Genomic DNA, 22,777 nt, shown 5'->3' with positions numbered 1-22,777 from the left:
AGCCGTGCCGTTCCCCTGTCGGAAATCTCGGTTCCGACGCGGGGTGTGATGTGCGCTCGGCAGCAGCCCGCCTGCTGTCATGCGACATGGCTACAACAGCAGGCTACAGCAGCAGAAAGTGAGCAAGACCCATGCGGTTCGGCAGGTCCGACGCGTCGGCGCCGAAGTCGGCGCCCGTGTCGAAGGATGTCCGGTCTGGGCGACGTGCTCAGTTCGGTTGGCGTGCGCGCCTTCTCGCTGCGGGCGCCGCAGCGCTCGCTCTGCCGCTCGCCGCGGTGGTCACGGTTCCGACGATCGCCACGGCCGCGCCGGTGGCGCATCCGGTCCGTCAGACCCCGCCCGGCGGATACCAGGACCTGATGGTTCCCTCCAGCATGGGACCGATCAAGGTGCAGGTGCAGTGGGCGCGCCACGGCGGCAACGCCGCGCTGCTGCTGCTCGACGGCCTGCGTGCCCGCGACGATCGCAACGCCTGGTCGTTCGAGACCAACGCGCAGCAGATGTTCGGTAACGACAACGTCACGCTCGTGATGCCGGTGGGCGGTCAGTCCAGCTGGTACGCGGACTGGCAGGGGCCCAGCAACACCAACGGCCAGAAGTTCACCTACATGTGGGAGACCTTCCTGACCAAGGAGCTCCCCAACTTCCTGACCAACTACGGCGTCTCGCGCAGCAACTGGGCGGTGGCGGGCCTGTCGATGAGCGGCCCGGCGTCGCTGCGACTGGCGGCGTTCCACCGCGACCAGTTCAAGTACGCGGCCTCGTTCTCGGGCCCGCTGAACTGGAACGCGCCGGGTATGCGCGAGGCCATCCGCGTCATGATGCTGGACGCGGGCCGCTTCAACGTCGACTCGATGGCCATGCCGTGGAGCCCGCAGTGGCTGCGCTCGGACCCGATGGTGTTCGCGCCGGAGCTGCGCGGCCTGCCGATGTTCATCTCCTCCGGCAGCGGCCTTCCGGACGGGCGCGACAACCTGAGCTGCGGCGGGGCCTGCCTGTTCAACACGGGCGACGCGATGGCGCTCGAGGCCATCGCGATGGTGAGCACGCGCGCCTTCCAGGCGCGGCTGGAGTCGCTGGACATCCCGGCCGCCTACGATTTCCCGGCCACCGGCACGCACATCTGGCTGAACTGGCAGACCGAGCTGGCCAAGGCTCGGCCCGGCATCCTGGCGGCGTTGCACGCCTGAGGCCATACGTAAGCCCCCTCGACCGGCGTCGTGCTCAGCACGACGCCGGTCGTCGTTTATGCGCAGGTCCCGGCGTCGGAGTCGTCCGGGATCGCCGCGGTACGTTCCGCCGAACCTGATAACTCGGCGTATGCCCGCGCGTCTTCCGGGGAGAACGACCCTCTGCGCGGTAGAAAACTTCTGTGGCAGGTGTGGCATCTGATACACGGGGGAGAGCGGAGCGCGCGTTGGCGCGCCGCAGCAGGCTGGCGGCACTGTCCGCGATCGTGATCCTGCCCCTGGCCGTGGGGTACACCGCCGCCACCGTCCCCGCCGTCGCCCAGCCACCCGCCGCGCCCGCAGCCCAGGCGCCCGCCCCGGCGCCGGGACCGGCCGAGGCGCCTGCCGCCCCGGCGGACGGACCCGCCCAGGCGCCCGTCGCGGCGCCCGCTCCCGGCGAGACACCGGCCGCGGGAATACCCGTCGCTCCCCTCCCGCCGCAGGCCGCCCCGCAACCCGCGGCCCCCGCCGTCCCTGCTGCACCGGCACCCGCCCAGCCCGCTCCGCAGGCCGCGCAACCTGCACCCCAGGCCCAGGCCCAGGCCCAGCCCGCCCCCGCGCCCCAGGCTCGGCCGGCCCCCGCGCCCCAGGCTCGGCCGGCCCCCGCACCTCAGGCTCGGTCGGCCCCCGCGCCCCAGGCCGCCCCCGCTACGCCTCCGGGCGTCGCCGCGGTCCAGAAGGTGGTCTGGCTGACCGATCGCTGGGTCTCGCTGTGGATCACCTCGCCGTCGATGGGCTCGCCCGTGCAGGTGCAGCTGCTGCTGCCGCGCGACTGGTACACCCGCTCGGACATGCACTTCCCGCAGCTGATCATGCTGGACGGCCTGCGCGCGACCGACGACTTCAGCGGCTGGACCCACGACGCGGGCGCGGTCGACTTCTACGCCGACAAGGACGCCCTGGTGGTGTTGCCGATCGGCGGCCAGTCCAGCTTCTACTCCGACTGGACGCAGCCGGACAACGGCAAGACCTACAAGTGGGAAACCTTCCTGACCAAGGAGCTCTCGCCGCTGTTGGAGAACCAGTGGCGCGCGGCGAATGTGCGTGGCGTGGAAGGGCTTTCGATGGGTGGCACGGCCGCGATGTTCCTGGCCGGGCGCAACCCGGGCTGGGTGCGCTACGCCGCCTCGCACTCGGGCTTCCTGACCACCACCACGCTGGGCATGCCGCAGGCGATCATGTTCGCGATGCGCGATGCGGGCAACTTCGACGCCAACAAGATGTGGGGGGCGCCCACCAACCCGGAGTGGGCCGCGCACGACCCGTACGAGCTGGCCCCGAAGCTCAAGGGCATCAGCCTGTACGTTTCGGCCGGTGCGGGCACCGTGGGCGCCTTCGACGCGCCGTCCGGCGTGCCGGGCGTCAGCACCAATGTCACCGGCATGGGGCTCGAGATCCTCTCCCGGCTGACCAGCCAGAACTTCGTCAGCCAGCTGAACAAGCTGGCGATCCCGGTGACCGCGGAGTTCCGGCCCTCGGGCACGCACTCGTGGCCGTACTGGGATTTCGAGATGCGCCAGTCCTGGCAGCAGGCCGCGGGCGCCCTGGGCCTGGACCCGAATCCGCCCGCCTGCAAGCCCGCCGGGGCGATCGCGGGCGTGGCGCAGGCGGGCAAGTGGCTCGGCGCCTGCACCGGCGGCGAATACCAGGTGACCGGCGGCACGGCCCAGGACTTCCACGGCGGGCAGGTGTTCTGGTCGCAGGCGACCGGGGCGCACCCGGTGGCCGGCGCGATCGGCGGCACCTACCAGGCGAGCGTGGGACCCGGTGGGCCGCTGGGTCTTCCGGTCTCCGACGAGCGCCCGTTGCCCGACGGCCGCGGCCGCTTCCAGGCCTTCCAGAACGGCATGGTCTATTGGACCCCGCAGACCGGCGCCGAGCTGGTGCGCGGCGCGATCCTCGACGCCTGGGGCAAGCAGGGGTACGAACGCGGACCGGCCGGATACCCGACCGGAGCGGAGCTGAGGACCCCGAACAGGGACGGCGTCGTGCAGGGCTTCGAGAACGGGACCGTCTACTTCAGCCCGAAGACCGGCGCCCATCGGATCCAGGGCCTGATCCTGGGCAAGTACGCGCAGCTGGGCTTCGAGAACAGCTTCCTGGGCTTCCCCGCCGCCGACGAGCAGCCGCTGGCCAACGCCGGGCGCTTCAGCCGATTCGAGGGCGGCAATATCTACTGGAGCCCGTTCTCGGGCGCCTGGGCGGTGCACACCGGCTCGATCATGGACGCCTGGGGGCAGCAGGGCTTCGAGCGCGGCAGGCTCGGCTATCCGATCAGCGACGAGTTCGCGGTGCCGGGCGGCGTGCAGCAGAACTTCCAGACCGGTTTCATCGTCTTTCGTGGCGGCAAGGCCGAGGTGCACGGGATCTGAGAGTCGTCGCCAACACGCCAGCTTGCGGCGGTGGCATCCGAACAGAGCTAGCCTGGACGGCGACCTGTGACTCCCGGACTAGATCGAGGATACGAATTCATGCTTCGGACCCGTGGAAAGGCGACCGGCATCATCGCCGGACGTGGTGCCGCCGCCGGCGCGGCGCTCGCCATCGCCTCTGTGCTGCTGCTCGGCGCCTGTGGCAACAACGACTCGACCGCCTCGAGCACGCCCACGCTACAGACCTCGACCACGACCTCCGCCGCATCGTCCTCGCCGACGCCGAGCCCGGCCGCCCCGACCACGTCCGCCGCGCCCGCGCCCAAGACCACGGTCAGGGAGCAGCCCCAGCCCGCCCAGACGACCCCGACCCCGAGCACGCCGAAGCTGACCGCGAAGGATCAGGCCTTTCTGGACGCGCTCAAGGCCAAGGGCGTGAACCCGTCGTCCCCCGATATCCCGCTGGCCGTGGCTCAGTACGTCTGCCAGGCCAAGAAGAGCGGCGTCTCCGCCCAGGAGACCCAGACCTACGTGAACGCGATGGCCGGCCAGGATCCGTCCTACGACCCCAATAAGATGTCGATCGCTCAGCTGGGCCAGATCTACACCGACGCGGCCAACCAGACGTACTGCGACAAGTGACGCCGCGACGTAACAGGTTCGGGGGCCGGAACTTTCGAGGGCGGGGCCGCCGCAGGCGCATCGGATGCCTGAGTTTCCTGGCGATCATCGCGGTGATCGTCGTCGTGGTGATCCTGGCGTGGTATCTGCTGGCCGGGCTGCTGCGCGTGCCCAAGCCCGCCCCGCCCACACCGCGCCCGCCGACCGCGCAGCCCGCCTCCTGCCCGGATGTGCAGCTGCTGGCGATCCCGGGCACCTGGGAGTCCAACAGCAACGACGACCCGCACAATCCGACGGCGAATCCGCTGTCGCTGATGCTCAACGTCACCAAGCCGGTGCGGGAGCAGTTCGCGAACAGCCGCCTGGACGTCTACACCGTGCCGTACGTCGCGCAGTTCTCCAACCCGATCGCGCTCCCGCCCGACGGCCAGCAGTCCTACAACGACAGCCGGACCGAGGGCACCACCCGCTCGAACGACGAACTGGCCACGATGTACAAGAACTGCCCCCTGACGACCTATGTGATTGCCGGGTTCTCCCAGGGCGCGGTGATCGCGGGCGACATCGCCACCAATATCGGGGCGGGTCAGGGGCCGGTGCCGGCGAATCAGGTGCTCGGTGTGATGCTGATCGCGGACGGCCGGCGGGATCCGGGCCAGGCGATCGAGGTCGGCGCCACCCCGCCCGGCATCGGGGCCGAGGTCGCGCTGAAGGGGCTCAATGTCCCGGGCATCACTATGACCGGGCCCCGGGCCGGTTTCGGTGCGCTGGCCAACCGCACCTACACCGTCTGCGCGAAGGGGGATCTGATCTGTGATGCCCCGAATCAGGCGCTCAGCCCCGTCAACATGATCCCCAGCGTGCTGACCCTGGTGCACGCCGCCGGGAATCCCATTCACAGCCTCTACAACTCGTTCGTGGTGGATGCCGACGGCATCACGGCCACCCAGTGGACCGCGAACTGGGCCGAGGGGCTGATCAACGGGGCGCCCCACCCGCGGCATTCGTGAGGGTCCGGCGTGTCTCGCGGGGGTGTCCCGGCGAGAACCAGTCGGTTTGCTCCACAGGCTGTAAAGTGCACCTCTGATCGCGACGCCGGGGCCGGTCCATTCCAGACCGCCCGGCGTCGCAGCAATTTCCGCACACGCCAGAAAGCATGGGTTCATGACACAAGCCGCCGCGCCGGCCGCTCAGCCGAGCGCGCTGGGCACGCTGCCGCGAAGTTTTCGCTTCGCGGCGGCAGGCGAGGGAAATCCGCAGGAGGGTGGTGCGCGCAGGTTCATCAAGCTGGCCCAGCAGGCCGAGGAGTTCGGCTACGACTCGTTCGCGATTCCCGATCACCTCGGCCCACAGGTTGGACCGATCGCCGCGCTGGGCGCGCTGGCCGTGGCCACCGATCGGATCCGCATCGGGACCTCGGTGCTGGCCAACGGCTTCCGGCACCCGGTGGTGCTGGCCAAGGACGCGGCGACCATCGATGTGCTCTCGCGGGGACGGCTGGAACTGGGCGTCGGCGCGGGCTGGATCAGGAGCGAGTTCGAGGCGGCGGGTCTGCCCTACGAGTCACCCGGTGTGCGGCTGGAGAAGCTCGATGAGGCGCTGACCATCCTGGACGTGCTGCTGCGCGGTCAGGAATGCCACTTCGAGGGCAAGCACTACCAGGTGCGCGGGATCAAGGGCACGCCGCGACCCCGGCAGGGCCCGCGTCCGCCGCTGGTCACCGGCGGTGGCGGCCCGAGAATGCTGCGGCTGGCGGCCAAGCATGCCGACATCATCTCGGTCGTTCCGGTCACCACGACCGATGGGAAGGGGCTACTGTCCGGCATTACCCTCGACAAGACGATCCAGAAAGTGAATTTGATCAAGGAGGCAGCCGGTGATCGTTTCGCCGACATCGAGCTGAATTGGACCATCACCGCAGTGGTGATCACCGACGACCGGGAGCGCACCGCCGAGATGGCGTTGAACGCGATCGACAAGGGCCTGCACCCGGATCTCGAGGTGGACGTCCGGTTGACCGTCGAAGACATTCTGGCCTCGCCGTATGTGGCAATAGGCACATACGACGAGATCGCCGAGCAGATCCGTAACGTGCGCCGGCTCACGTCGATGTCCTATATCGGAGTGTTTCCGACTCAGATGGACGTGTTCGCGCCGGTGATTCCACTGTTACGTGACGGTGATGCTCGGCAGACCACTGCGGAGCATGCTCTGTAACATGTCTCTGGTTTGAATACATCTAGCCGATAGGTGGTCACCGCGCAGACCGCCCACAAAAGCTGCAGGCAGGCTCGTGCACGACAGAGCGGCCGCGGGCGTAAGAGAGTCGGGGCCTCACAGGTAACAGCGGCCATGTCGCCGTGCTGCGTGTGCCTCGGAGGAGAAGAAGGAATGACGGACGAGACTTTCGACGACTACCTGGACGAGACCGGGAACATCAAGCTCCCCGAGGGTCGCACCCTGGTCGACTACGTCGAGAAGCACACTCGCAACGACGCAAACACGCTGGCGTACCGGTACATCGATTACTCACGCGAGCGCGACGGTGAGTACCAGGACCTGACCTGGAAGGAGTTCGGCATCCGGCTGCGCGCGGTGGCCGCACGCCTGCAACAGGTGACTAAGCCGGGCGATCGGGTGGCGATTCTGGCGCCGCAGGGTCTGGACTATGTCATCTCCTTCTTCGCGGCGATCTACGCCGGGTGCATCTCGGTTCCGCTGTTCGATCCGGACGAGCCCGGCCACACCGACCGGCTGCATGCCGTGCTGGCCGACAGCGCGCCCTCGGCGATCCTGACGGCGAGCTCCTCCGCCGCCGGGGTGCGCCAGCTGTTCCGTGCGCTGCCCGCCGCCCAGCGTCCCCGGATCATCGCCGTGGACGCCGTGCCCGACTCCCTCGGGGAGAAGTGGGCGGTTCCCGACGTCCGTGTCGACGATATCGCTTACCTGCAGTACACCTCGGGATCGACGCGCACCCCGGCCGGCGTGGAAATCACGCACCGGGCCGCGGGCACCAACCTGCTGCAGATGGTCCACGCGATCAACCTGGACGAGAACTCCCGCGGCGTCACCTGGCTGCCGCTGTTCCACGACATGGGCCTGCTGTGCGTGATCCTGCCCGCGATCGGCGGCAAGTACATCACCATCATGTCCCCGAGCGCCTTCGTGCGGCGGCCGTACCGCTGGATCAAGGAGCTCGCCGCGGTCTCGGACGGCGCGGGCACCTTCGCCGCCGCGCCGAACTTCGCGTTCGAGCACGCGGCCGCGCGCGGCCTGCCGAAGAACGGTGAGTCGCTGGATCTGTCCAACGTCATCGGGCTGATCAACGGCTCCGAGCCGGTCACCACCTCCTCGATGAAGAAGTTCAACGAGGCCTTCGCCCCCTACGGGCTGCCCAAGACCGCCATCAAGCCCTGCTACGGCATGGCCGAGGCGACGCTGTTCGTATCCGCGACCCGGCACGAGGACGAGGCCAAGGTCATCTACGTCGACCGCGACGAGCTGAACGCCGGCCGGGTGGTCAAGGTCGAGCAGGGCGCCCCGAAGGCCATCCCGCAGGTCAGCTGCGGCTACGTCGCGCTGTCGCAATGGGCGGCGATCGTCGACGGCGATTCCATCGACAGCGCCGAGGGTGCGAGCGAGCAGCCCGAGGGCCGGGTCGGCGAGATCTGGTTGCACGGCAACAACATCGGCATCGGTTACTGGGGTCGCGAGGCCGAGACGCGCAAGACCTTCAAGAACCAGCTGGTGCACCGTCAGGCCGAGGGCAGCCACGCCGAGGGCGCCCCGCAGGACGCGATCTGGCTGCGAACCGGCGACTACGGCGTCTACATCGACGGCGAGCTGTACATCACCGGCCGGGTCAAGGACCTGGTGATCGTCGATGGGCGTAACCACTACCCGCAGGACCTCGAGTACTCCGCGCAGCAGGCCTCCACGGCGCTGCGGCCCGGCTTCATCGCGGCCTTCTCGGTGCCGGCCAACCAGCTGCCCGCCGAGGTCTTCGAGGCCGGCAGCCATTCGGGCCTGGCCTTCGACGCCGACGATTCCTCCGAGCAGCTGGTCGTCGTGGCCGAGCGGGGTCCGGGCGCGGGCAAGGCCGACGCGCTGCCGATCGCCGACGCGGTCCGCGGCGCGATCTCGCAGCGTCACGGTGTTACCGTTCGCGACGTACTGTTGGTACCGGCGGGTTCGATCCCCCGCACCTCGAGCGGCAAGATCGCTCGCAACGCCTGCAAAATCGCGTATCTCGAGGGCACGCTGCGGGGTGGTTACACCCAGCAGGCCTTCCCCGATGCACCCGATGAAGAGTGAGATGACGGCGGCACCGGCCGTCCTTCCCTGCCCGCGCATCACCCGGACACAGGTAGCTTGAGGATTGATGGCTGACAACGACGGCACCCAGACAACCGAGACCACCGCCCCAGGGGCCGGGTCTACCGACACCGCTTCCGCGGCAGGGGGTTCGGAGTTCGCTCCGGCTCGTGCCGCCGGGGGTGCGGTGGCCACCGACATGTCGGTGGCCGAGCTGCGGGAGTGGCTGCAGCGCTGGGTCGCCGACGCGACCGGTCAGCCGATCGAGAACATCACCGTGGACCGGCCGATGGAGGAATTCGGCCTGGCATCGCGCGACGCGATCGCCCTGGGCGGCGATATCGAGGAACTGACCGGGGTGATGCTCGACGCGACGATCGTGTACCGCCACCCGACCATCGCCGCGCTGGCCGAGCGCATCATCAATGGCGAGCCGGACGCGCCCGAAGAGATCGCCGACGACTCGTTCTATACCGCCGGATATCAGCCGGGGCAGGCGCACGACATCGCGATCGTGGGCCTGTCGACGCGGCTGCCGGGCGCGGGGGACACCCCGGAGTCGACGTGGGAGTTCCTGATCAAGGGCGGGGACGGCATCCGTGAGCTGCCCGAGGGCCGCTGGTCGGAGTTCACCGCCGCGCCGGAGGTCGCCGCGGCCATCGAGAACGCCAACGTCAAGGGTGGCTACCTCGATCAGGAGGTGGTGAAGGGCTTCGACGCGGAGTTCTTCGCGATGTCCCCGGTCGAGGTGGAGCGCGTCGATCCGCAACAGCGGCTGATGATGGAACTCACCTGGGAAGCCTTGGAGCACGCGAGGATTCCCGCGAGCTCGCTCAAGGGCGAGCCGGTGGGCGTCTACATCGGCACCTCGACCAACGACTTCATGATGCTGGCCGTGATGGGGCTGGGCAACACCGATCCCGGTGTGCCCGCGTCGGCGGATGCGTACGCCATCACCGGCAGCTCCTCGGCGATCATCTCCAACCGTGTCTCGTACTTCTACGATTTCCGCGGTCCCTCGGTCGCCGTCGACACCGCCTGCTCCTCCACACTGGTCGCGGTGCACCAGGCCGTTCGCGACCTGCGCAACGGCGATTCGGACCTGGGCCTGGCCGGTGGTGTGAACATGCTGCTCGCGCCGGCGGGCACGCTCGGCTTCGATTCCATTGGGGCCCTTGCCCCGGACGGGCACATCAAGGCGTTCTCCTCCGATGCCGACGGCATGATCCGGTCCGAGGGCGCCGGCATGGTGGTGCTCAAGCGCCTCGCCGACGCCGAGCGCGACGGTGACACCATCTACGCCGTCATCAAGGGCACCGCGGTCAACAACGACGGCCGCTCCAACGGCCTGCTCGCGCCGAACCCCGATGCCCAGGCCGACGTGCTGCGCCGCGCCTACCGCGATGCCGGAATCGTCCCGTCCACAGTCGATTACATCGAGGCGCACGGCACCGGCACCCTGATCGGCGACCCGATCGAGGCGAATGCCCTGGGCCGCGTCGTCGGCCGCGGCCGCGATGCCGACAAGCCCGCGCTGCTGGGTTCGGCCAAGACCAATTTCGGCCACCTGGAGTCCGGCGCCGGCGCGGCCAGCCTGGCCAAGGTGATCATGTCGTTGCAGCACAACGTCATTCCGCCGAACATCCGGTATGCGGGCCCGAACCCGTACATTCCGTTCGACGAGGCGCACCTGAAGGTCGTCGAGGCGCCGACCGAATTCCCGCGCTACAGCGGCAGGGCGACGATCGGCGTCTCCGGCTTCGGTTTCGGTGGCACCAACGCGCATGTGGTGATCCAGGAGTACGTCCCGGCATCGGTCTCCGCACCGGCCGAGCCCGCGAGCGAGGTGCGCGCCGCCGATCTGGACGACGAGACCACCGACGTGATCGCGGATGCCGAGACGATCCTCGAGAACGCCGATGCGGCAACGGATGTCGCTGCCGTGGCACCGGAACCCGTTGTCCCCGAATGGACCGAGGCCCGCACCGAGCCGCTTCCGGTGATCCTGCCGATCTCGGCCTACCTACCCTCACGCCGCCGCCGCGCCGCACAGGATCTGGCCGACTGGCTGGAATCCGAAGCGGGACAGGCCACCCCGCTGGCCGATGTGGCGCGGTCGCTGGCTAAGCGCAATCACGGCCGCTCGCGCGGCGTGGTCGTCGCGACCACGCGCGAGGAGGCGATCGCCGGGCTGCGCGCCATCGCCGCGGGCAAGCCGGGCCAGGGCGTGTTCACCGCCGACTCGCCCGCCGCGAAGGACGCGATGTGGGTGTTCTCGGGCTTCGGCTCGCACCACCGCAAGATGGGTAAGCAGCTCTACCTCGAGAATTCGATCTTTGCCCGCACCGTCGACCAGGTCGACGAGCTGGTGCAGGACGAGGCCGGATACTCGGTCCGCGAGATGATGCTCGACGACGCCCAGGACTGGGACATCGGCACCTCGCAGGTCGGCGTGTTCGCCATCCAGCTGGGCCTGGCCGCGCTGCTGCGCGCGCACGGCGCCGAACCCGGTGCGGTGGTGGGGCATTCGCAGGGTGAGGCCGCGGGCGCGTACATCTCCGGCGGCCTGCCGCTCGAGGACGCCGTGCGGGTCATCTGCGCGCGCTCGCGCCTGATGAAGGAGGGCGACGAGATGTTGCCCGACTCCGATATCCGCAATATGGCGCTGCTGGAGTACAGCGCCGCGGAGGTCGAGGCGATGCTGCCGGAGTACCCGGATCTCGAGGTGGCCGTCTACGCCGCGGCGAACAACACCGTGATCGGCGGCCCGCCGGAGCAGGTGCACGCGATCGTGGCGCGCGCCGAGTCCGAGGGGAAGTTCGCGCGCGTGCTGCAGACCCGCGGTGCGGGGCACACCTCGCAGATGGATCCGCTGCTGGGCGAGCTGGCCGCGGAGCTGGCGGGCGTCGAGCCGACCAGGCTGAAGTACGACCTGTATTCGACCGTGCACAAGGCCACGGTCTACCGCGCGGGCCACGATCCGGTGCACGACGTCGACTACTGGGTGACCAACCTGCGCCACTCGGTGTACTTCGCGAACGCGATCCGCCTGGCCGTGGACGGCGGCATCACCACCTTCCTCGAGCTGGCGCCGAATTCCATTGCGCTGATGCAGGTGCTGGGCACCACATTCGCGGCGGGTGCGCACAACGCCGCGCTGATCCCGACCCTCAAGCGCAAGGAGGACGAGGCCGCGGGCGTCGTCTCCGCGCTGGCACAGCTGTACGTGCAGGGACACCGGGTGGACCTGATGTCGCTGCTCGGCGCGGGCGAGTACGCGGATATCCCGCGAACGGCGTTCCTGCGCAAGGAGTACTGGCCCAAGGTCAGCATCGCCACCGGTTCCGGCAGCGGCCGGATGCCCGGCTCGCACGTCGCGATGCCCGACGGGCGGCACGCGTGGGAGGTGCAGGCCGCGGCCGTCACCGACCTCGGCGCCCTGGCGCAATCCGCTGCGGCGCAGGTGCTTTCGGATGTCCAGCTGGGTGCGACCGTGGAACGTGCGCCGCTGCCCACCGCCGGCACGCTGACCACCACGCTGACCCCGCACCTGGGCGGCGGCTCGGTGCGCGTGCACGCCAACGAGGGCGAGGCCTTCCGGCTGCTGTTCGAGGCGGTCGTGACCGGCACGTCCGCGAGTCATCCCGATGCACCCGTGGCCGGGATCGCCGACGCCGCTGCGGATTCCGGGACCAAGGCTGTCGCAACGACGGCGGAGACCGCCCCCGCCCCCGTCGAGGATCTCGGCGAGCGCTGGGATCCCTACGGCTCCCAGACCGTGGAGGAGCGCCTGGCGCTCATCGTCGCGGAATCCATGGGTTATGCCGTGGAGGATCTGCCGATGGAGATCCCGCTCATGGAGCTGGGTCTGGATTCGCTGATGGCGATGCGCATCAAGAACCGCGTCGAATACGAATTCGACATCCCGCAGCTGCAGATTCAGGCGGTGCGCGACGCCAGCCTGCACGAGGTCGGCAAGGTGCTGCACTACGCCATCGAGCACCGCGACGAGATGGAGGCGATGGCGCAGCAGCAGGCCGCAGACGGCGGCGCGCTGGCCATCAACGACGAATTCGTCGCCGCGGCCCGCGCCGCGGTGGAGGCCGGGGACGATCCCGCCGCCGCCGTGCAGGCCAAGGCCGCCGCTGGCCCCGCAGCCGCGAATGCGCCTGCGGCGCAGTCGAACACCGCTGACACGAACGGCACCGCCGAGTCGCATCGGACCGACGAGACTGCCGCTGCCGCGAACGGCGCTGCGGCCGAATCGAATTCGGCTGCACCGGCGGCCGGGCTGCTCGGTGGCGATGCCGCCGCGGCCGCCGCCAAGGCCGCCGAGGAGAACATCCCGCCGCGTGACGCCGCCGAGCGGCTGGTCTACGCCACCTGGGCGACCATCACCGGCAAGTCCGCGGGCGGCATCTTCAACACCCTGCCGATCCCGGACGACGCCACCGTCAAGAGCCTGACCGACCGGCTGTCCGAGCGTGTCGGCGCGGAGATCGACGTCGAGGACGTGCGCGACTGCGAGACCATCGAGCAGATCGCGAACATCGTGCGCGAACACCAGGACAGCTCCGGGGATGTCGAGGGCTTCGTGCGCACCCTGCGCGGGCGCACCGAGGGCTCGAATGCGGTGCCGGTCTTCGTCTTCCACCCCTCGGGCGGCAACACGCTGGTGTACGAGCCGCTGCTCAAGCGCTTGCCCGACGACACCCCGATGTACGGATTCGAGCGCATCGAGGGCTCGATCGAGGACCGCTCGCGCGAGTACGCGGCGAAGATCCGCGCGCTGCATCCGGGCGGCCCGTACGTGCTGTACGGCTGGTCGCTGGGCGCGGTTTTCGCGCTGCAGGTCGGGCAGATCATGCGGGCCGAGGGCGACGACGTGCGCCTGGTGGGACTGATCGATCTGGCCCTGCCGGTCGAGCCCGAGGACCCGAGCCCCGAGGGCCGGCGCGCCCGCATCGAGCGCTTCCAGGCCTTCGCGCAGAAGACCTACGGGATCCAGGGCGAGCTCGACGAGGACATGCTGGCCGAGCTGGCGGAGGCCTCGGACGAGGAGCAGTATCAGATCATCATGGAGCTGCTGAAGTTCGCGGACGTGAAGATTCCCGGCGGCGTCATCGAGCATCAGCGCACCTCGTGGCTCGACGGCCGGGATCTGCAGAAGGCCCGCCCGTCGCACTACGCCGGCGAGGCGGTGCTGTACCTCGCGGACCGCTATCACGACGGCATCATCGAGATCGAACCCCGGTACGCCGAGCGCCTGCCCCACGGTGGCTGGGACGATTACATCCCCAACCTGGAGATCATCCACATCCCGGGCGACCACCTGCAGATCATCGACGAGCCACGCATTGCCACGATCGGGGCGGACCTGTCCGCGAAACTCGCCGCGATCGCGAAGGGAGACTAGTGAACACGACGGCTGAGAAGCTTGCCGACCTGCGCAAGAAGCTCGAACTCGCTCAGGAACCGGCAGGCGAAGCCGGCGTGGCCAAGCGGGCCAAGAAGGGGATCCCCTCCGCCCGCGAACGGATCGACATGCTGCTCGACCCGGGCTCCTTCGTGGAAATCGGCGCGCTCATGCGCAACCCGTTCATCAAGGATTCGCTGTACGGCGACGGTGTGGTCGTGGGGCACGGCCTGGTCGACGGCCGCCCGGTCGCGGTGTTCTCCCACGATCAGACCGTGTACGGCGGCTCGGTCGGTGAGATCTTCGGCCGCAAGGTCAGCGCGGTGCTGGAGCACGCGGCCAAGATCGGCTGCCCGGTCGTCGGCATCCAGGATTCGGGCGGCGCGCGCGTGCAGGAGGCGGTGGTCTCGCTGGCCTGGTACGCCAACCTGGCGCTGCTGACCGAGCCGCTGTCCGGCATGGTGCCGCAGATCTCGATCATTCTGGGCAATTGCGCCGGCGGGGCGGTCTATCAGCCGATCAACACCGACGTCGTGGTCGCGGTGGAGAGCGCGCACATGTTCGTCACCGGTCCCAAGGTGCTCAAGGAGGTGACCGGCGAGGACGTCTCCCTCGAGGAGCTGGGCGGGGTCTACAACCAGGCCGAGTACGGCAACATCCACCACGTCGCCAAGGACGAGCGGGACGCCTTCAACTGGGTCCGGGAGTATCTGTCCTTCATGCCCCTGAGCTGCCAGGAGCAGCCGCCGGTCATCAACCCGGGCCTGGAGCCGGAGCTCACCGACACCGATCGGGAACTGAACGCGATCATGCCAGATTCGGACAACGCCGGATACGACATGCACGAGATCCTGCTGCGCATCTTCGACGACGGCGACTTCCACGAGTTCGGCGCGGCCTCGGGCAAGAACATCATCTGCGGATTCGCGCGGGTCGACGGCCACGCCGTCGGCGTGGTGGCGAATCAGCCGCTGGTGTACGCGGGTTCGCTGGACGCGCGAGCCTCGGACAAGGCCTCGCACTTCGTGCGGCTGTGCGACGCGTTCGACCTGCCGCTGGTGTACGTGGTCGACACGCCGGGCTTCATGCCCGGTGTCGAGGAGGAGAAGGTCGGCGTCATCAAGCGCGGCGGGCGGCTGCTGTTCGCCTTCGTCGAGGCCACCGTGCCGAAGGTGACGGTGGTGGTGCGCAAGTCGTACGGCGGCGGCTACGCGGCGATGGGCTCCAAGCAGCTCGGCGCCGATATCAACCTGGCCTGGCCCACCGCGCGCATCGCGGTGATGGGCGCGGAGAGCGCGGTCAGCCTGATCGGCGGCCGGCAGATCGCGGCCGCGCCGGAGGATCAGCGCGACGCGATCCGCAAGCAGATGATCGATTTCTACAACGCCACCGTCGCCACCCCGTGGGTCGCGGCCGAGCGCGGATATGTCGACGCCGTCATCGAGCCCGCGACCACGCGCCTGGAGATCCGCCGCGCGATGAAGCTGCTCCGGGACAAGAAGCTCCAGCGCAACCCGCGCAAGCACCATCTGCTGCCGCTGTAGCAGCCGCGTCGACGAGGGTGTGTTCACCTGCCTGAACGACGGGTGAACGGAGTGTCTTTCACCGATTCGGCCGGTCAGCCCTGCCGCATATGAGAGCCTTCAGCTATGGGAAGCTCACCGAAGGCCGTACTAGAAGGCGGACCGGCCGACCTGCCGCAACGTATTGTCCCGATCACCCCGCCGGGCGTTGAACTGCGCGTGCAATTCAACGGCGGCATCGAGCGCTTCAGAGTCACTCCGCGCTGGCAGGACACCGCCGAGGGCAATCTTCCGGTCTACGAATGGTACGAGCGCATCGAACAGTGATGAGGAAGCGGTTCGGTTGAGGGCCGGTAGTTGACCGACGCGGAGAACGAGACCCGGAACGGACCGAACCCTGCCCGATCGTGATCGAAGCGGATGCGCAGCAGTACCGCACCGTCGGCGGGAGACGCCGCGGACGAGTGTGGTCGGGCACGGATCACGGCCGGCACCACGAACGACAGCGGGCGGCGCAAAGGTAATTGCGCCGCCCGCTGTTTCGTTTTCGTCTCAGTACGTTCGCATCGGCCCCGGCGACCAGAGGCCCGAGCGCGTCGCCGTGCCGGTGGTGATCTCCGCGGGCTTGGCATTGGGGTAATACCGGTCGTAGCGCTCGAGCGAACCCCAGTCCCGGGCCCAGTTGTCCTTCAGGTAGGTCGGAATCGTGGTGGAGCTCGCCAGCATCTGGGTGAAGCCGAGTGGGCCGCCGAACTCCTCCGCCTGCCAGGTGTCCGTCGAGCTGACCGCGAGCGGCCGGTCGGGCAGGATGCGGTAGTTCGGCATCGTCGCCACGCCGTCCCGGTGCAGGAACGGCTGCTGGCACGGGAACTGCAGGCCGACCGCCCAGTCCTCCAGCACCGGCTGGGTCGAGCCGATGAAGGTGTTGAGCGTCTGCAGCTTCGGCACCCGCGGCGGGGTGAACGCCAGCCACTGGTCGCCGATCAGCACCCGCCGATCCGCGACGATCCGCACCGCGTCGGCGTCGGGCGCGATCTTGTCCAGCGGCACGCGCAGGTTGCGCCACGACGGCGCCGGGCCCACGTCGCGCGGGACGTAGTTGCCCTCGGAGGTGACACTGCCGTCGGGCTGGCGCTTGCCGTACTCGAGCAGCAGGCCCTGGCCGTACTGCAGCACGCCGGTGTCGTCGTAGGACAGGATGCGTCCGGCCGCGGTGATCACCACGATCGGCGACTGCGGCGAGCGCGCCGGGAGCTGATACCAGGCGGAGATCAGGTGGGCAGGGGTCTGCAGGCCGTTCTGGTAGCTGCCCATGATCGGGGTCGTCTTAGGGTCCAGCCCGAACGGCAGCGCCACGGTGCTGCCGTTGATGCCCGCCTTGTCGATGCGGCCGCCGCCGGTGCCCGCGTCCTGGCCCTCGGCGAAGTTCGCCCCGACGGACTGGCTGGAGGTGTTGCCGGTGCCCGGCTTCACCTCGACCGCATCGGCCTTCAGGTCCGAGGGCACCCCGTTCGGGTCGAATCCGGTCGGGTCCACCCCGGCCAGCGGGTCGCCCTTGGCGGGCGGGTGCGCCGGGTCGATGATCGGGCGCAGCCGGCCCTCGTTCGAATTCGGTTCCACCAGTACGTCATTGGCCAGGCCGCAGGTGTTGCCGCCGAGGGCGTCGAAGTTCGAGCGGGTCAGCGAGTAGGCCGGATACTGCGAGTAGGCGCCCTTGACCAGCGACAGCACCTCGAACAGCACCATCAGCGCCGCGACGACGGTCAGCGGTATCCCGGCGAATTGGCGAATCCGCCTGCCGCGCGCCGAATCCGCCGTCTCGGGCTTCGCGTAGCCCTCCCGCAGCGCATGCCAGCCGACCAGCAGCATCGACAGGCCGAACAGCATCAGCACGACGGTGTTCGACTTGATTCCGTGCAGCTGCACCATCTTGTCGAACCACGGGACACCGTAGCTGGACACGTACCAGTAGCCGTTGATGCCCGAGAACGCCAGCGCCAGCGTGAAGAGCAACGCCGCCAGGAAGATCGAGCGGTTCTTGCGCGAGCGCAGCGCCGTCGCCGAGACCGCCACCGCGGTGACCGCCGCCAGCGACCCGGCGATGCCCGCGTAGGCGCCGAAGTGGTGGGTCCACTTGGTCGGGTTGAACATCATCAGGAAGATCGTGCCGAAGACCACGCCCAGCAGCCGCCACGTCGGCGCGCTGGAGATGCCCGGCACCCGGCGCCGCCGCAGCAGCACCAGCATGGTGGTGATCAGGCACAGGATCATCACCAGGAAGGCGAACCGGCGCGCGACCGAGCCGTCCACCGTCTCCACGAACAGGTAGTAGTACCGCAGATAGTCCTCGTACCAGGCCAGATTCGGCCCGGCCAGCTGCCGCACCCGGTCGGCCTCCTGGATACCGGCGAAGGTCTGCGAGGCGTAGACCACGGTCAGCACCAGGAATCCGGCCGCCGCGAGGGGCGCGAGCAGCGGGAGCAGCGATCCCAGGAACGAGCGCTCCCAGCGGTTTCCGCTCGCGGCCAGCGTGCGCCGCCGGCGCACCACGATCCGCACCAGCGGGCGAATTCCGGCGAGCAGCGCGGCGATACAGTTCAGCCCGGTCGGCGCGGCGGCCAGGGTGAACGCCGCCGCGAGCACCGCGGCCCCGGCGGGCAGCAGTCGTCCGGTCGCGATGGCGCGCTCGATCGAGACCCAGGTCAGCAGCACGCCCAGGGCCACGATCGGCTCCGAGCGCAGGCCGTTGTTGTAGGGCAGCCAGAACGCCAGGAAGACCAGCCCGCCGGTCCACAGCGCCACCTTCGAGTTCCGCACCCCGCGGCCCAGGCGCGGCACCACCTCGCGGCTGATCACCATCCAGCACAGAATCGCGCACAGGGTCGCGGGGATCCGCACCCACGGGCTCGCCGTCGAGATATGCGCGAACCACTGGATGATGTCGTAGTACCAGCCGAACGGGGCCTCCGGGACGCCGTACCAGCGGAAGTAGTTGGCCAGGTAGCCCGCGTGCGGCGCGACGCGCACCATGGTCAGGATGTAGCCGTCGTCGGAGGTGTTCGCGCCGACGAAGTGCCACACCACCAGGGTGCCGATGATCGCGGCGTCCGCCAACGTCGGCTTCAGCCAGTGCGCGGGCAGGAAGCGGCGGTGACCGCGGCCGTCGCTGGTGTCCAGGCGCGCCAGCGCGGCCAGGGCGATGAGGGTGCACAGCACGGCCGCGATCGTCGCCACCAGCTTGGTGACGGTCGGGTGCGAGGTGAATCGCGAGTCGACGGTCATGTGGAACGACAGCCCGGCCGGGGCGGCGCCCTTCAGATCGGAGAACACGCCCACCACCTGCGGCCGCAGGTCGCCCGCCTGGGTGCCCGCCACCGGAACGGTCGTCTTCGTCCCGTCCGGCTGCTCGACCTGCGTGGTCAGGCCCTCGAACGCGGCCGTGGTGTGGGTGTTGTCGGAGACGATCGAAATCGTGCCGCAGTGACCGAGTTCGGACCGCTTCGCCGAGGCCACGATGGCGTTGCGGTTCACCACGTCGACGGTATCGGCGGTCACGCGCACGAACATCCCCTGCAGCGCGGCCCGATCGCCCTGGGGCGGTGCGGTATTGAGCACCATGGCGCCGGTCGGCAGCTTGGCCACCGCCGCGCACGGGATGCTGGCCCGCACGTCCACCGGGATCTGGGACATCAGCGGGGCCTCGACATTGCCGAGCACGCCGCCCTGGGGCCAGTTCACCTCCGAGGTGGTCTGATCCACCGGCAGGAACGGCGTGGCGAGCGCGAACAACGCGCCGAGCAGGCCCGCGATCAACGCGATCGTGCGGGCGGTGCGGAAATCGCGCGACGTCGCCGGAGCACCGGCGGACGTCGGTTCTGTCAAGACAGCGGTTGCGGCGTCGGGCACGGTTGGATGTTAATGCCTGGCGTGGGAAGTGACCGCGTTCACCGTCCCGCGCGACACGCCGAACGTCGCCGCGCCGCGCCCTACTTCACCTTGATCGGGGCGTCCTTGACCCAGCCCCAGCGGTTCTGCACGGTGACGCCGATCGTGGCCGGACGCGCCGCGGAATCGTACGGTGTGAACTTTTCCAGCTCGCCCCAGTCTCGTTCCCAGTCGCGATCCAGATAGCTCGGCACGGTCTGGGCCTGCAGCAGCAGGCCGGTCCAGCCGAGCGGGCCGCCGCCGATGTCGTCCTGCCAGGCATTGGAGGCATCCGAGCCGACGCGGTCGGGCAGGATGCGCCAGTCGGGCGCCTCGGCCACGCCGTCCTTGTGGTCGAAGGGCCGCTGGCACGGGAAGGCCAGGCCGACGTGCCAGTCCTCGAGCACCGGGGCCCGGCGCCCGAGCACCGAATCCAGCGTGGCCAGCCGCGGCAGGCGCGGCGGGGTGACCGCCAGCCACTGCCGGGTGGTCAGGTCGTTGGCCACCGCGACGATCCGGACGGCGTTGGTCTGCGCCGGAATCCGGTCCAGCGGGATCCGCATGTCGCGCCAGGACGGGGCGCCGCCGATGTCCAGGGGCATGAACGACCCGAGCGCGGTTTCCGCGCCGTCGGCGTCGCGGTGCGCGAACTCCACGCTCAGCTGCTGACCGTAGGTGAGCACGCCGTCCTTGTTGACCGATTGAATCCGTCCCGCCGCGGTCACCACCAGCACCCTGTAGGCCGGATCCCGCTGGGCCGCGGGCAGATCCAGGCGGTACCACTGCGAGGTCAGGTGGGCCTGCTGCTTCTGGTCGGTGGTGTAGTTGCCCAGGACCGGCGTGCGCGCGGGGTCCAGGCCGAACGGCAGCGCGACCGTGCTGCCGTTGATGCCCGGCTTCGTGGTGGTCCCGCCGCCGGTTCCGGCCGCGGTGGTGCGGCTGGTCTTGTTCTGGTTGTCGCTGCTGACGGAGTTGGCGCCGCCGGTGGTGGTCTCCTCGGCGTCGGCGGTCAGGTCGCTCGCGACGCCGTCCGGGGTGAAGCCGACGTTCTCGGCGGCCAATCCCTGTGCGGCCGAACCGGTGTAGGGCTGCAGCAGCGAATCGGCGGTATTCGTCTCGACCAGAACGTCATTGGCCAGTGCGCACGTATTGCCCGTCAGCGCATGGATATTCGACTGTGCGATCGAGTATGCGGGGTACTGGGTGATCGCGCCCTTGGCCAGCGAGGCGACCTCGAAGAGCACCATCGCCGCGGCGGCGATGGTCAGTGGCTCGATCGCGAACCGGTCGAACCGCCGGGACGATTCCCGGTTGCGGTAGGGCTCGCGGTAGTACTGCCAGGCGGCGAGCAGCAGGCACAGCACCGCCAGGCCCAGGAAGGCCGTCGAGAAGCCCTTGCTCAGCAGCAGCGGCGCCTTGTCGAACCACGGCACCCCGTAGCTGGACACGTACCACCAGCCGTTGGAGCCGGTGAAGGTGACCGCCAGCAGGAAGAACACGCCCGCGGCGAACAGCGAGCGGTTGTAGCGCGCGCGAATGCCGTTGGTGCCCACCGCGACCGCGGTCAGCGCGGCCATCGAGCCGGCCAGGCCCGCATAGACGCCGAAGTGGTGGGTCCACTTGGTGGGGGTGAACATCATCAGCAGTAGCGACACGAACACGATGCCCTGGATGCGCGCAGACGGCCCGCGCGAGGTGCCGGGGATCCGGCCGTTCTTGCGCAGCATCACCAGCACGCAGACCGCCAGGCACAGCAGCATGCCCAGAATGCCGAACCGGCGGGCCAGCGAGCCGTCGGGGGACAGCGACAGCAGCGCGTCCCAGCGGGTCCGCTCGTCGAACCAGGCCACGTTCGGCCCGATGAGGGTGCGGACCCGGGTGGCCTCCATGACCGCGGCCAGCGTCTGATCGGCGAAGACGACCACCAGCACCAGCATGCCCGCGGCCACCCCCGGCGCGAGCAGCGCGCCGTACCGCAGGATCGCCGACCCGATGCCCGCGCCCGTCGTTCCGGCATGCTTGCCGGAATTCGGTGTGCGATCCGGGCCTGGCGGCGAATCCGGTTGTGCGCGTTTGATGATGATCTGCAGCACCGGTCGTGATCCCGCGATCATCGCGGCGATACAGATGAGTCCGGTCGGGCCCGCGGCCAGCGAGAATGCGGCGATGAGAACCCCGACCGCGGCGGGCAGCAGCCGCCCGGTGGCGATCGCGCGCTCGATGCTGGCCCAGGTGAGCAGCGCGCCCAGCGCGATGAGCGGCTCGGGCCGCAGGCCGTTGTCGTAGGGCAGCCAGGCGGCCAGGAAGATCAGGCCGCCGGTCCACAGCGCCACGGAGTTCCGGCGCACGCGAGAACCCAGGCGCGGCAACACCTCCCGGCTGATCACCAGCCAGCACAGGATTCCGGCCAGCAGCGCGGGCAGGCGCATCCAGGGACTCGAATCGCTGATCCGGGTCATCCAGGCCAGCACCTCGTACGGCCATCCGAACGGCGCCTCGGCCACCCCGAACCAGCGGTAGTAGTTGGACATGTAGCCCGAATGCCCGGCCGTACGAGCCATATTCAGGATGTAGCCGTCGTCGGAGGTGTTGGCGCCGATGATGTGCCACAACACCAGCGTGCCCAGCACGACCGCGTCGGCGAGGGTGAATTTCCACCAGTGCGCGGGCAGGAACCGGCGCGGCCGCCGGCCGTCGGCGGTGTCGAGCCGGTGCAGCGCGAGCAGCGCGATCAGGGTGAACAGCACCGCGAACACGGTGGTGGCCGTCTTGAGCAGCGTCGGCGCGGAGGTGAAGCGCGAATCGATGTCGGCGTGCAGGTGTGCGCCGGCGAGCCGGGCGCGGGGCAGATCGGTGAAGACGCCGACGATCTGGGGTCGCACGTCGCCGCTCACCGTGTCGGTGAACGGGGTGCCGTCCTTGCGGTGCACCCCGGTCAGCGTGGCCGTGGTGGTGGCGACGGTCGAATCGACGGTGAGCTCCCCGCACCCGCCGACCTCGGCCAGCGGCGCCGACAGCAGCGGAATCTCGCGCAGCAGCACCGACAGCGTCGGGCCCTGCCCGGGCACCTCGGTCACGGTGGCGAGCAGCCCCTTGGCGGTCGCGGTCGAGGCCTGCGCCGGCACCGTCGAGAGCACGGTCCCGCTCGTCATCCCCCGGAACGCCGCGCACGGCACCGAGAACCGCACGTCGAGCGGCACATACGACACCAGCGGCGCGGTCACGCTCGCCGACTGCTGCTGCGGCCAATCCAGCGCCGCCCGATCCTGCCGCACCGGCAGCAGCGGCGTGATTACCGCCAGCAGGGTTGCCAGCACACCCGAGACGAGGGCGACCAGCCGGACACGGGTGAAGCCGGGGGAGTCAGCGCGCACGAGT

Annotated in this window: 11 protein-coding genes; 9 read left to right on the top strand and 2 right to left on the bottom strand. The window is 69.4% G+C overall.

Annotated features, from left to right (window positions below; all coding sequences use genetic code 11):
• Positions 1–131 precede the first annotated feature (131 nt).
• The 9 genes from ABH933_RS05745 (at position 132) to ABH933_RS05705 (ending at position 15,802) form a co-directional block, all read left to right on the top strand.
• A complete protein-coding gene (locus ABH933_RS05745; protein ID WP_429418229.1) occupies positions 132–1,190 on the top strand; it encodes an alpha/beta hydrolase in 1,059 nt (352 codons plus the stop codon).
• 191 nt (positions 1,191–1,381) lie between these two features.
• Complete coding sequence (locus ABH933_RS05740; protein WP_429418227.1) at positions 1,382–3,601, top strand: alpha/beta hydrolase-fold protein; 2,220 nt, start codon at positions 1,382–1,384, stop codon at positions 3,599–3,601.
• Positions 3,602–3,700: 99 nt separating this feature from the next.
• Entirely contained in the window at positions 3,701–4,243 is a 543-nt protein-coding gene (locus tag ABH933_RS05735; protein WP_429418225.1) for a DUF732 domain-containing protein, read from the top strand.
• Positions 4,240–5,232, top strand: a complete 993-nt coding sequence (locus ABH933_RS05730; protein ID WP_429418223.1) for a cutinase family protein — start codon at positions 4,240–4,242, stop codon at positions 5,230–5,232. The genes ABH933_RS05735 and ABH933_RS05730 overlap by 4 nt, the downstream gene beginning before the upstream one ends.
• Before the next feature lie 154 nt (positions 5,233–5,386).
• The gene (locus ABH933_RS05725; protein WP_429418221.1) at positions 5,387–6,439 is read left to right on the top strand and encodes an LLM class F420-dependent oxidoreductase; all 1,053 of its coding nucleotides are present in this window, start codon (positions 5,387–5,389) and stop codon (positions 6,437–6,439) included.
• Positions 6,440–6,613: 174 nt separating this feature from the next.
• Entirely contained in the window at positions 6,614–8,536 is a 1,923-nt protein-coding gene (fadD32, locus tag ABH933_RS05720; protein ID WP_429418219.1) for a long-chain-fatty-acid--AMP ligase FadD32, read from the top strand.
• Between the two features lie 67 nt (positions 8,537–8,603).
• On the top strand, positions 8,604–13,952 hold the full coding sequence (gene pks13 / locus ABH933_RS05715; protein WP_429418217.1) for a polyketide synthase Pks13: 5,349 nt from the start codon (positions 8,604–8,606) through the stop codon (positions 13,950–13,952).
• Entirely contained in the window at positions 13,952–15,496 is a 1,545-nt protein-coding gene (locus ABH933_RS05710; RefSeq protein WP_215915122.1) for an acyl-CoA carboxylase subunit beta, read from the top strand. Before pks13 ends, ABH933_RS05710 begins: the two co-directional genes overlap by 1 nt.
• Before the next feature lie 105 nt (positions 15,497–15,601).
• Entirely contained in the window at positions 15,602–15,802 is a 201-nt protein-coding gene (locus tag ABH933_RS05705) for a DUF5988 family protein (protein ID WP_215915123.1), read from the top strand.
• Between the two features lie 225 nt (positions 15,803–16,027).
• Here the strand turns inward: ABH933_RS05705 and ABH933_RS05700 are convergent, their stop codons facing one another.
• Positions 16,028–19,381 carry an arabinosyltransferase domain-containing protein gene (locus tag ABH933_RS05700; protein WP_429418215.1) on the bottom strand — a complete coding sequence of 1,118 codons (3,354 nt, stop codon included), beginning with the start codon at positions 19,379–19,381 and terminating at the stop codon, positions 16,028–16,030.
• An 80-nt stretch (positions 19,382–19,461) separates the two neighbouring features.
• Positions 19,462–22,773 (bottom strand): arabinosyltransferase domain-containing protein, encoded by a 3,312-nt coding sequence (locus ABH933_RS05695; protein ID WP_429418213.1) that lies wholly within the window; start codon positions 22,771–22,773, stop codon positions 19,462–19,464.
• Between the last annotated feature and the right edge of the window lie 4 nt (positions 22,774–22,777).

Origin of the sequence: Nocardia sp. GP40, assembly GCF_050434125.1 — a bacterium.
GTDB classification, from domain to species: domain Bacteria; phylum Actinomycetota; class Actinomycetes; order Mycobacteriales; family Mycobacteriaceae; genus Nocardia; species Nocardia albiluteola.
Note: the sequence above shows the minus strand (reverse complement) of the source record. Positions and strands in the feature narration are given on the sequence as shown.